Here is a 12,432-nt window from a genome sequence, read left to right on the forward strand (position 1 = left end):
ACTTGTACAAAACACAATATGCATAATAAAACATCATGATTTGGTTTAAAAAAACCACCGATTTAAAACCATTAAAAAATAATTGCACTTTTTGAAAAATTACGGCCTCTTCCATTGCATTATATAAAGAAATTAGTGTATTATTTGAACTTAGCATAGATAACAATTAGAACCGTGGAGGGCATACGATATGCAACAAAAAATTACACTTCAAGAAGGTCAAAAATTGATCACGAACAAGGATTTTGAAGTAGCGATTGCTCAAAAGAAAATCATTAAACCAATGCAAAACGGAATGCAAATTAGACCTGCCTCGACCATTATCGGGTACAACGAAGACTCCGTTCGCATGTCAGATGGAAGTATCATCCACAGAGCGGCAAATACATTTTTCGTCTAGAGTACGTTTAGTTAGGCGTTTATCTCTCTCCTTATTAAAGGAAGGCTGCCGTTATCGGCAGCCTTCCTTTATTATATCTTTAATCTTTGATCGAATAACGAAACCAATCGAAATACGCAGTCGTCTCAAGAGATTGATTGTAGAGTCCAAAGAAAACTCCTGTAAATCCTCCTGCAACCTCGGTCGATACGAACTGCGTCTCTGCATCGCCCAGTAGCTGCCATGTCTCATCAAGGGACTTATAATAGAATTGATACGTTTCCGCAACGGCCTTAATCTTCAATTCAACTTCCGCGTCTGAGACGGGAATTGAATGCTTGACGATTTTCATACTGCCAATATGCTTGCATAGCGCAATGACGCGCTCTCCATTTCGTATCGTTAGCGCAATCGTATAATAATGACGTTCATCCATATAAATGGCTAGACCCGCTTCGTCACCCTCTTGCGGACGATATTGCAAGCTGGTGGAGATATCGCAGTTCCAATGCCGTTGCCTGCAGCCAATGAAGGCAGGAGTTCCCGGATCATCAAGTCCAGCATTTGAACCTCGTAGAGCCAAATAACTCGGCTTCTCCGTAAGTGACCAATCGACTTGCTTAGCGCTACGGATGAAACTCCACTTCAAGCCTAATTCTTGATACTCGAAATGATCGACTTCGACATCGTCTACCCATGGAACTAAAGGTAAACCGGTCGCTTCCATCTCCAAATCCACAATGCCATTATTGCCAATAATCGGCCATCCGTCTTCCGTCCAGTGAACAGGGGCCAGGAATGTTTCTCTGCCAAGATGATGACGGTATGGATACCCTACAGGCCGTATGCCGAGAAAAACAGCCCACCATTTTCCATCATGCGCTTCAATTAGATCGGCATGTCCAGTAGCATGTATCGGATGATGAAGACTGCGATGAGACAGGATTGGATTAATCGGAGCTGATTCATACGGACCGTACGGATTATCGCTTCTTGCGATTGTCACCATATGTCCGTATTCCGTTCCTCCTTCAGCACACATCAAATAATAGTAGCCATTAACCTTGTAATGATGCGGTCCTTCTGGAAATGCCCCTCCCGTTCCCGTCCATATTAAGCGTGTTTCGCTTAATTTCTGTCCGGTCTCAATGTCGATTTCACATTGATAAATCCCTTTGCTTTGAACAGCCCCAGTGCTCGTGAAGTATACTTTGCCGTCGTCATCAAAAAAGATGGAAGGATCAATGCCAGCCTGCTCAACATAAATCGGATCTGACCATTCCCCTGACGGATCATGCGCCCAAACATAGAAATGTCCGCCATGATCGACATTCGTCGTGACCATATAGTAACGTTCCTTATGATAACGAAGGGTAGGCGCATAGATTCCGCCAGATATGGGCGAACCTTCGAGCTGCAGCTGACTTTCACGCGTCAGACAATGGCCAACCTGCCTCCAGTTGACTATATCCTTGCTGTGCCAGATGGGCACTCCGGGAAAATAAGCGAAAGAACTATTAACCAAATAATAATCTTCGTCAACCCTGCATACGCTGGGATCCGGGTAAAACCCCGGAATAACTGGATTCGTATATTTCATACCTTTACTCCCCCTAGTCCGTGTCTGATGGAACTCATCCTTTCACCGCGCCTGCCGTCAGACTGCGCTCGACCTGCGTACTCATCGCCAAATATAGAACGATCGTTGGAAGCGTAGCCACGAACAGACCCGCGCCGATCGGTCCCCAAGATGTAGAATATTGTCCCGCCATTGACATAATGCCAACGGTTAATGTTTTAATATGATCGGAGCTCACGAATGTAATGGCAAACATCAGCTCATTCCAAGCGGACAAGTAGGTGAAAATCGATACCGTAGCGACTGCAGGCGCGACAAGCGGCACCATAATTTGGGCGAAGGTTCGGTATATGCCGCTTCCGTCGATGAAGGCGGATTCCTCAAGCTCCTTCGGCAATGTATTGAAGAAATTTACGAGCACAACGATGGCTAACGATAAGCCAAACCCTGTATATGGCAAAATTAATGCCAGATGAGAATTTAACAAACCAGCGTTTTTGAGGATAAGGAAGATAGGCAGCAAGGCAGCGTGAATCGGAATCATCAATCCTATCATAAATACCGTATTCATGACTTTGCTCAGCTTCCACTTCAGCCTGGAGAGGGAATACGCGGCCATAGTTGCCAGAATGACGGTTAGAACTATCGTGACAAATGTTACAACCAAGCTGTTGATAAAATACAGACCTAATTTACCGCCCGTGAATAACGATTCATAATTTTCCCAATGCCATACATTAGGCAATCCTATTACATTGCCGCTGAAAATTTCAGCGTTGTCCTTTAACGAGAACAGAAATAGCCAAATGAGCGGAAATATTTGAATAATCGCAAACAAAATGAGCAGCATTTGCAATAGCAAAGAACCGATTCGAATTCCGCGTTGACGATGCGGAGCAATCGATGCCGAATGCGTTGTCATGAATGAGTCCTCCGTTCCCAACTTGATGGGGTTAGTCGTCTGTTTTGAACATTTTCTGAATGAGCACTGTAAACAATAAGCATTCTAGAATAATCAGGATGGCAACTGCGCTGCCGTATCCATATTGATATTGCTTAAAGATATTGCTGAACATCCATGTACTAGGCACTTCCGTCGCATGCAAAGGGCCACCGTTCGTTAGCACATAAATAAAGTCGAACATCTTCAACGAGCCGATCACAGCGAATATTGTCGACAATTTCAACATCGGTTTTATTAGCGGTATCGTAATAAAAAAGGCCGATTTGACTCCAGTAGCACCGTCGATTCTCGCAGCCTCATATAGATCATCCGGAATCGATTTGGCAGACGCGTACAACAGAAGCATATGATAGCCGATATACTGCCAAACGATCGGCACGAAGGAAGCGACTAGCGCGGTCGTTTCACTGCCCAGCCATTCGCGCTGCCAGGATGCCAATCCGATATCGCCTAAAAGCTGATTAAGCAGACCGAACGATGGATGATAAATCTTCAGCCACAGCTGTCCGATGACCACGGTGGACATAACGACAGGAATGAAATATACCGAACGGTAAAAGCGGCTTCCCTTTACGGAGCTAGCCAGCACGAGCGCCAATGCCAGTGATATCGGAAGCTGAACGAATACGGAAAGAACCGCAAGAATAATTGAATTCCATAACGATTGAGTGAAGATGTGGTCATTACGGAACATCGTTAAATAATTGTCGAAGCCAATGAACGCACCGGCTCCAATGCCGTCCCACTTTAGCAGACTATAATAGAATGAAATAAAAACGGGAAGAAGCACGATTACGGCATACAACAAAAAGGCCGGCAGCGTGAATAAGAGTATAGCTTTCTTGTTGCTTAACACTCGGTCCATAATATACCTCCTTAATGAGAAGGAGGGGATCAACTGCATCCCCTCCCCATGTGTGCATTGTTATCTTTCCAACGCTTGCATCTTGGCGCTGAAGTCTTGAGGTGTAGTCTTGCCCGCTAACAGCTCAGCAACAAGATTTTTATGCGTTTCCGCTTGTTGTCCTTCGAGGAACAAGTCGTATACGGGCACAATTCCAGTGGCGCTGCTATAAAGGTCGGAAATGTCCTTCAACAAAGGATCGATCTCCGAATCATCAAATGTTGCGGTATTCCACGTCGGCAATCCGGCTCCGGTCTTATAGCCGCCGCTTGAGAGATTCTCCGTCATGTATTTCAAGAATTCGACCGCTTGTTCAGGATATTTGGTGCCCGAGCTAACCATGAATGTATCAAGCATTCCGCCGATCCACTCATTCTCGTTGCCTGCAGCCCCTTCAATAACAGGGAACTTCAAAACTTTAACTTTTGCTTTGACTTCTGGAGCTGCGTCCAGTGTTTTGGCAAACCAGCTGCCGTTAAAGTACATCGGAATTTGTCCGGTCAGAAATACAGCTTCCGACTCATCCCGAGTCAATCCCAGGTTGCCTTTCATAAACGCTTCGGCCGTTGCCATTTCTTGAAGCAGCTCGGCTGATCTAATGAATGCAGGGTCTTCGAACGAAGCCTTACCTTGCAGCGCGTCATTGTTTAATTGAGCTCCGCCTTGACGTACCGAAACGATGTTGTGATAGAACATGCTAGGCCACAAATCCTTGCCGCCAACAGCTATTGGATCGATACCCTTAGCGCGGAAAGCTTTCGCCGCTTCAAGAAGCTCAGCGTAAGTTGTTGGCACTTGAATGCTGTTTTTGTCGAACAGCTCCTGATTGACGAAGAACGTGCCAAGCCACATCGTATAAGGCAATCCATATACTTTATTATCGTAAGTAAAGTTGTTCAGGGAATTGGCAACGAGCTTGTCTTTCGTGCCGTCGTTCAAATATTCATCCAAAGCGAGTACTTTATCGCCGTCAACAAAAGGCTTCGAGAAGCCCGCTCCCCATGTGTAGAAAATATCTGGAAGCTCGTTCGCCGCTGCTGCGGTTTTCACCTTCGTTTTATAAGCTTCGTTCTCAGTGGCTTCCACTTCTACCTGCGTTTCCGGATGTTCGGAGTTCCAAGTATCGACCAGCTCATCCAAAACAGGTTTGAAGTCTCCAGAAGGCCATATGGTCCATAGCTTGAGCTTCACCTTCTCCGTTGCCGCGCCGCCGTTAACTTCCGATCCGCTGTTCGACTCGTTGTTGCTGCTTGAACATGCGGCTGCCGATAACACTAGCAAAACAGCCATTGCGAGAATTAACATCTTTTTCATTTTTCGGTTCCCCCTTTATTGGTTTGCGCACTAATCTTCTCATGAAGCGCTTTCGCGCAGAACCGATAAATTTTACTTCAATGGTTAATATTTTTACGATATTCATTCACGGACATACCTTTATACTTTTTGAAACATATCCCGAAATAATGAGCGTCGTTATAGCCTACATCGTTCGCAACCTCATATATTTTCATCTCGGTGCGCATTAGAAGCTGCTCCGCCCTTTCCATTCGCAGTTTCGTTATATATTCTACGAAAGAGCTTCCCGTGCCGGATTTAAACATTCGACTAAGATAGCTGGGATTTATATAGAAGGTGTTAGCGACGGTCGTCAGCGAAAGCTCCGGATCGGCATAATGGCGTTCCAAGTGGCGTTGCACCTTTTGTACGAGCTGACTATTGTTCAGTTCTTTAGTCGTATCATCCGGAAGTAGGGCACGAACAATTTCTTTCAAGTAGTCCATTATCATCTGTAAAGAGCGCATATTATGAATCGCGGAATCACGCGGGTCCACTTTCGTAGCGAGTTTGCTTCGAATATGCGTTTCTAGCCGAACCGCTTCCATTTGAACCTTGTGCATCGCCTCTTTTTGGTCCAAATCGATTCGAAATAAAACCGCTTCGATCTGCTCAACTATGCCGTCCGCTAGCTTCGCATGAAGGGCAAAGTCGAGCGTTTCCGAGGAGTAACTGCCCGCAGGCTGTTTCAGAAACTGCTTGCGCTCGCTGTAAGCGATCGCTATTCCCGTTCCTGTAACCATTTTGTAGTTCAGTGCAATTAACGCTTCTCGATATGATTCGCTTATGCTTCCAAATCTGTTCTTCCAAGTGCCGATACCAAGATTCCATCGCTCTTTATCGGGGGATAGACGGAGAATATGATTCATATCCAGATTCTCGTTGCTGCTAAGGATGATAACTTTGCCGCTTGTATCAAGGACTGCGTAAGCTCCGTCCGCATCTTCGATAGCATTGTACCAATATCTCGACAACTGCCAGTCCTCGTCGTGCCTCGCTTCCGACTCAACTACGCTTATGCAATAGCGTGTAGAATCCTTGAACCATTCTTGCTCCATTCGATTCATTTCATTAAGATTTAGCTGACCTTGTATTAAGCGGAGCAGCATGGCTTCTCTTTCCGCCTCCAACGACTGGGACATTCGTTGCCGCACACCATTTTCTTGCCAAATCTTATCGGCCAGCTTTCCTAATACCTCTGTAAGCTCTTCATCGTTTATTGGCTTGAGCAAATAATGATCCACACCAGCCTCGATCGCTTTTTTGGCATAATGAAATTCACCATGACCGGATAAGATCAGTACTTTCGTATTAGGGTATTGTTTCTTAATGAGCACGCTTAATTCCAAGCCATCCGTTTGCGGCATTCGAATGTCTGTGATTACGACATCCGGGAGGAGCTTGTCCATGATTTCAAGAGCTCCGGTTGCTTCTTCGGCCTCACCGATGATTTGATAGCCGAGTGCGCTCCAATCTACACAATACTTCAACAAATCTCTAACCAAATATTCATCATCCACGATAAGGACGCGTATCGGTAGTTCAAGCATGGTCTTTCCTCCGTTTCTAAGTAAGCGGGATACGAATCGTAATTTCGGTTCCTGTGCCTTCTTCGCTATCTATCGTAACGAGATGAGTCCTCTCGTAATACAAATGAATACGTTCTATCGTGCTTCTCAATCCAAATCCGCCTTCATCCTCGTCAACATCGCTGCGCTCATTGCTGTTATCCGCCAGTACCGTTTCTAATTGCAGTGAACTCATGCCTACACCATTATCGGCAACTCGAATGACGAGCCACTGCTTCTCTTCCGTTACCGACACCTTAATTTTCCCGTGTTTTCCTTTTGGCTTAATTCCATGATACAAGGCGTTCTCAACAAGCGGCTGCAATATAAGTTTTAGAATGGGCAAGCCGAGATAGCGATTATCGATCTCCAACTCTAGATCCACCAAATCCCGATAACGTATGTTTTGAATCGCAATGTAACTGCTTACGATGTCCAGCTCTTTGCTTAATGAGATCACTTCTTTGCCGTTGCTTAGACTATTCCGGTAGTATGTTCCTAAAGCTTTAACCATTGCGTATACCGTTTCCGACTTGCCGGCAAAGGAAAGAGAACTGATCGCATCGAAGGCGTTGTACAAAAAGTGCGGTTTAATTTGAGCTTGAATAATGTCCAGCTCAGCCCTGCGCAGCTTGTTCTGTTCATCGATGATACGTGAAATCAAGCTTTCTATTCGTTCAACCATTAAGTTGTAACCGTCACGGAGGACGGTCATTTCATAGCTGCCGGTTTTGAATTGAACAGGAACCAAATGTCCCGTATTAATTTTGCGCATGGAACGAACCAAGCTTCCGATCGGGACCGTAATGATTCTAGAAATGACGAACGAACCGCCGAGCAGGAACAGAAAGTTGATGATGAGCAATGCGAGCAATATCATTGTAAAATAATCGTTCTCCTTAGCCATCTCGGAGAATGGGGTAATCGACAGTATGACCCAATCGTACTTGTTGATCTTTGTCGATGACACCATATAATTTACGTTCTCATGCTTAAGAAGCGATGAGCCCTCTGTTCGATGCTCTGACAAATAATCCGGACGCACCCGCTCCTCTAGAACCGGATATTGTTCCCCGGCGGTGGACAGCAATTTCCCCTCCTTGTCCAATATTTCAACAAAGCTAGAGGTCGTATTTCCAACTCGCTCATAAGACGGCTGGATATCGTTACCGGGAATATTCACAATAAGCAGCCCGATTGGCTGCATCGTATCTGTACTATTGATTATTCTGACATAAGACACCAAATTGCCGTCCGATCGCGGCTTTAGCAATTGGTCGACGTTTACGGAAATAACCGGAGAGCCATTCAACCGCAATGCTCTGTCAAATAATCCTGAACCTTTAACATCGTTTAGACTAAGCGAGAGCTGGGCTTGAGCGCGTTGTGTGTCGCTTGAATAACGATTGCCCTCCAAATCAAAAATGTATATCGAGGAGAATAACGGAGCGCTGTCTAGAAACTCCAGTAAATATAAATTGATTTTTCTGGAATCGGACAGCTTGACTTCACTGCCTAAGGGTAAGTTTTCTTGCAATAGCTCATTGGATAGAAGCATCTTCGAGAAGTTATTTACCGTATCCATGGTCAGTAATACGTTCTCCCTAATGATCGTATTCGACTGCTCCGACATCTCGGCCACTTTGGAGAACAAAATGCGGGAGTTGATCTCCTTGAAGGTGAATCCCGTTATCGTAATCGTGAGGACTACCAATACGAAATAATAAATAATCAATTTGTGCATGATTTTCATTTTCAACATTCGTTCACGCCCTTCAATCCATCTAAAATATATCTAAAAGTTGCATTCAACATTTTAGCACATAGACAAACGAAAAACCCGCAAGTCGGTCGCTTCGTTATGGAAGCAGCCATCTTGCGGGTCTTCGTCATTCACATCATATCATTATTTCGAACGTTTCTTGGAAGATGTTTTGGCACGTTTTCCGCGTTTTGCGCTTGAAACCATGACATTTTTTTCTGAATACGTGTACTGGTGCTTATAAACTGGGCAGCAGTGATGCTGTTTGACTGTTTCAATATTTTGAACGACATTCACAAGCTGCGGATGGTAGTAATTCTCGTATTGCGTAATTGGAGGATCAAAAATAGTTTGGGTTGGACAATCGGGACAAAATTCAGCGTCACTCACGCCTGCTACTTGATTCATGTTGTTACCTGCTTGACTCATATTATAGTAATTGCGATTCAAAGTAACTAACCCCTTCCTGTTATTGGAATACATCATATTGTATTCATTGAAAAACAATACGATTGTATGTTTGACATGGAAGGCTTTCGCCTCTTATGTTTCCGCGACAGGGAAGGCAAGATTATTGTCCTGTACCATGTAATTTCTCCGCGTTAATGCAGAGAAGTTCTGCGCTAGGAAGAGCGGTGTATACGGAATATCATTTCTTAGCCACTGCACTATCGTTCCGATCAAAGCTGCCGAACCATACCAAATCGCGATATCCTTCGGCGCACCTGATGCCGAGATGATCCTATTACTCGTTCCTGCTCCTTGCTCTATTCGGGAGGCAATCATTTCGGTCAAGATTTTCAATAAACGCTCTGTAAAGATTGACGTTTGCTTCGAGCTTAAAATGGTTTTATAAAACTTGGCGTTTGCCGCAATATGTTCAAGCAAGTTAACCAAATTTATCATATCAAAATCTAACATCGAAATTTTATTATCCACCGGTAATTGTTTTAACACATATCGAATGTCATCTTCCATATCATCCGCCATCTTCTCCATCATATCCGAGATATCATGATAGTGCAGATAGAAAGTGACTCGATTAATGCCGGAGCGCTCCGCAATTCGGTTAACGGAAATTTTCCCGATATCCATTTCCTGCAAAAGATCAATGAAAGCATCCTTTAGCAGCAGTCGAGTGCGAATTTTCCGGGGATCAATCCTTGGCTTACCTTGATCTGTCATTTCCTGATTCATCTCCTACATTTTGTTAATCTACAATATTTGAAATTTTGTCTTATATTTTAGAGATAAACGACACTTTGATTAATATTGACAACTAGTTTACATTTCGTCAAGATGCGTTGCTTGTAAGACCATGCTTTCTTATTATATTCTACTTTATACGATGTTGAGTATTTTACACATTGTAAAATAGATTAGAAGAAATGTTGGAGAGGATGGAGTAAGTTGAGTAAAAGCAAGGTACCAAACAGCAGTTCCATACAAAAAGGGCCAATCTTAATCATTATGATTTTAGGCGCCTTTCTAGCGACGTTGAATCAAACGATCATGAGTGTCGCTACCCCAGAACTCATGATTGATTTCAACATCACGGCCGCAACCGCACAATGGTTGACAACGGGTTACATGCTCGTGAACGGCGTGCTAATCCCGATTACGGCCTACTTCATGCAGCGATTTACTACTAGGCAGTTATTCCAAGCTTCAATGATCATTTTCCTTGTCGGCACAATCGTATCTGCGCTCGCGCATACGTTCGAGATTTTGTTAACAGGTCGTATGATCCAGGCAGCCGGCGCGGGTATCATCATGCCGCTGCTCACGAATGTTATTCTTACGCTATTCCCTCCTGAGAAACGTGGAGCAGCGATGGGTATGATGGGGTTGGCTATTATCTTCGCCCCAGCTATCGGACCTACGCTTGCCGGTTATATTCTTGAGAATTACGCTTGGCAAACCATGTTCTACGGCATGATCCCGCTTGCGGTCATTGTTATCGTCTGCGGATTTATTTTCCTTCGAAATGTATCTGAACGCGGGAACACCAAAATCGATCTCGTCAGCGTTATCCTTTCCACCGTTGGATTCGGCACCTTGCTATACGGCTTCAGCCGGGCTGGCAGTGCGGGCTGGTCAAGCGCAGAAGTTATCGAGTCCATTGTGGCGGGCGTCATAGCTCTTGCTCTATTCACTTGGAGACAGCTGATGGCCAAAAACAAAAACCCATTGCTCGATCTTCGGGCTTTCAAGTACAGCATGTTCTCTCTAACTACAGTTATTAATATTGCGGTTACGATGGTCATGTATGCGGATATGATGTTGCTTCCGCTTTATCTTCAGAACAACCGTGGTTACACGGCATTAGAATCCGGCTTGCTGCTGCTCCCTGGTGCGCTTGTCATGGGTTTCCTAATGCCGGTTGCAGGCAAGCTGTTCGATAAATTCGGAGCGAAGTGGCTGTCCATTGTCGGTATGATCATTACAATCGCAACTACGATTGGCTTTATCAACTTAACGGATTCGACCAGTTATACGTATCTCCTTCTTATGTCGACGGGACGTCGAATCGGGATGGCCTTGCTGCTGATGCCGGTTCAAACCGCGGGTCTAAATCAATTGCCTAATAGACTTAATGCGCATGGTACAGCGATCTCCAATACCGTTCGGCAGGTTGCAGGTGCGGTAGGCACTTCCCTTCTTATTACTGTCATGACTAACCGAACGGCGACACATATGAAGGATATGGTTACATCAGGTGCTGGCGAAGGCGCTACTCAAGAGCATCTGCTTATGGAAGCATCTATTCAAGGGATCAACGATGCTTACCTCGTCATTGTCGGAATCGGCGTCATCGCATTGCTGCTTTCCTTCTTCATTAAGAAAGTCCCTCAAGCTCCAGATGAAGAACCTACAGTAACATTGAAGAAATCCGTCCTCAATGAAGCTTAATTGCATAAATAATTAATCATATAAAGGAGACTACTTCCCTCGTAGAAGGAAAGTAGTCTCTTTTTGTCCGATTAAGATCAGACACGCGAAAGTGTGTACGCCTACGCCCCGCAAAGCGTCGTCGTTTCCGTCCAACTCATTTTCCCATAACACTTACGCCATCAAAAGTTCCATTCTCGAACTCACATTTTGTCCGCATAATCGTCACCATATCTCCTCTAAAACGATCCATTATTCGAAAATCAAACATTATAACATAGTCACTATAGATCAACAAGAAAGAAATTATTCATCCCAATTATTCCAGCACGTTTATGATGCCAAAAACCCGTATAAACACTCGCTTTTTCTAACCCTATTATGTAATTGTCGCGTTTACATGCCAATTTTTGCAGGTTTTTTACTCCTCGAAAGGATCTTTATAATACAAGGGAGACGAACAACGAGGAGAGATGATCGATCATGAAAAAAGGCTTTAAAACAAAATTAGCTATCTTAATGTTAGCCGTCAGCTTACCTGCCACTTCCTTATTTGCAACTTCCAATGTGGATGCTGCCTCGGCATCCGTAACGGCGAAACAAAATAAAGTCGTTCAAACAGCACTTTCGCTGCAAAGCAAAGTACAATATGTGAACTGGAAACAAAGACAAGAAGTGAAGCCTCCATACAAAACAGACTGCTCTGGATTCACATACCTAACTTACAGACTTGCCAATATCGGGGTATCGCTCGTAAACAAAGACGATGACGATCAAGCTAAAGTAGGTACGAAAGTATCGTGGAGCAATCTTCAGAAGGGCGATCTCGTATTTTTCTGGCTTAACAGCAAGAACAAAAGCGACGTCGGCCATGTAGGTATCTACATCGGCGACGGCAAAATGATTCACAATCTTACAGCAGCACGCGACGTAGTCATTACGAACATCTATACGAACAACTGGTACAAACAAAGATTTGTAGTCGCAAGACGCGTCATCAAATAAATACAGCTGCTTCTAGTTTAGAGGGGATTAACAGTCCAAGTTAT

11 protein-coding genes are annotated in these 12,432 nt (G+C 44.4%); 3 read left to right on the forward strand and 8 right to left on the reverse strand.

What is annotated here, in order from left to right; genetic code table 11:
- Positions 1-190 precede the first annotated feature (190 nt).
- Complete coding sequence (locus V8F51_RS15370; RefSeq protein ID WP_337101165.1) at positions 191-400, forward strand: hypothetical protein; 210 nt, start codon at positions 191-193, stop codon at positions 398-400.
- Positions 401-479: 79 nt separating this feature from the next.
- Here the strand turns inward: V8F51_RS15370 and V8F51_RS15375 are convergent, their stop codons facing one another.
- From V8F51_RS15375 to V8F51_RS15410, 8 genes are all read right to left on the reverse strand, one after another.
- Complete coding sequence (locus V8F51_RS15375; RefSeq protein ID WP_337101166.1) at positions 480-1,979, reverse strand: glycoside hydrolase family 43 protein; 1,500 nt, start codon at positions 1,977-1,979, stop codon at positions 480-482.
- Between the two features lie 34 nt (positions 1,980-2,013).
- Positions 2,014-2,880 carry a carbohydrate ABC transporter permease gene (locus tag V8F51_RS15380; RefSeq protein ID WP_337101167.1) on the reverse strand — a complete coding sequence of 289 codons (867 nt, stop codon included), beginning with the start codon at positions 2,878-2,880 and terminating at the stop codon, positions 2,014-2,016.
- Positions 2,881-2,911: 31 nt separating this feature from the next.
- Positions 2,912-3,787, reverse strand: coding sequence for a carbohydrate ABC transporter permease (locus tag V8F51_RS15385; RefSeq protein ID WP_337101168.1), 876 nt, complete (start codon positions 3,785-3,787; stop codon positions 2,912-2,914).
- Positions 3,788-3,847: 60 nt separating this feature from the next.
- Positions 3,848-5,140 carry an extracellular solute-binding protein gene (locus V8F51_RS15390; RefSeq protein ID WP_337101169.1) on the reverse strand — a complete coding sequence of 431 codons (1,293 nt, stop codon included), beginning with the start codon at positions 5,138-5,140 and terminating at the stop codon, positions 3,848-3,850.
- Positions 5,141-5,217: 77 nt separating this feature from the next.
- Positions 5,218-6,711 (reverse strand): response regulator, encoded by a 1,494-nt coding sequence (locus V8F51_RS15395; RefSeq protein WP_337101170.1) that lies wholly within the window; start codon positions 6,709-6,711, stop codon positions 5,218-5,220.
- A gap of 16 nt (positions 6,712-6,727) precedes the next feature.
- The gene (locus tag V8F51_RS15400; protein ID WP_337101171.1) at positions 6,728-8,473 is read right to left on the reverse strand and encodes a sensor histidine kinase; all 1,746 of its coding nucleotides are present in this window, start codon (positions 8,471-8,473) and stop codon (positions 6,728-6,730) included.
- 162 nt (positions 8,474-8,635) lie between these two features.
- Positions 8,636-8,920, reverse strand: a complete 285-nt coding sequence (locus tag V8F51_RS15405; RefSeq protein ID WP_337101172.1) for a hypothetical protein — start codon at positions 8,918-8,920, stop codon at positions 8,636-8,638.
- 114 nt (positions 8,921-9,034) lie between these two features.
- Entirely contained in the window at positions 9,035-9,676 is a 642-nt protein-coding gene (locus V8F51_RS15410; RefSeq protein WP_337101173.1) for a TetR/AcrR family transcriptional regulator, read from the reverse strand.
- Between the two features lie 285 nt (positions 9,677-9,961).
- On the opposite strand from V8F51_RS15410, the gene V8F51_RS15415 reads away from it, so the two are divergent.
- Positions 9,962-11,404: a DHA2 family efflux MFS transporter permease subunit gene (locus tag V8F51_RS15415; protein WP_337101285.1), complete on the forward strand. Its 1,443-nt coding sequence runs from the start codon at positions 9,962-9,964 to the stop codon at positions 11,402-11,404.
- A 462-nt stretch (positions 11,405-11,866) separates the two neighbouring features.
- The gene (locus tag V8F51_RS15420; protein WP_337101174.1) at positions 11,867-12,388 is read left to right on the forward strand and encodes a C40 family peptidase; all 522 of its coding nucleotides are present in this window, start codon (positions 11,867-11,869) and stop codon (positions 12,386-12,388) included.
- The last annotated feature ends 44 nt before the right edge of the window (positions 12,389-12,432 follow it).

It is taken from the genome of Paenibacillus sp. YIM B09110 (assembly GCF_037167145.1).
GTDB lineage: Bacteria > Bacillota > Bacilli > Paenibacillales > Paenibacillaceae > Pristimantibacillus.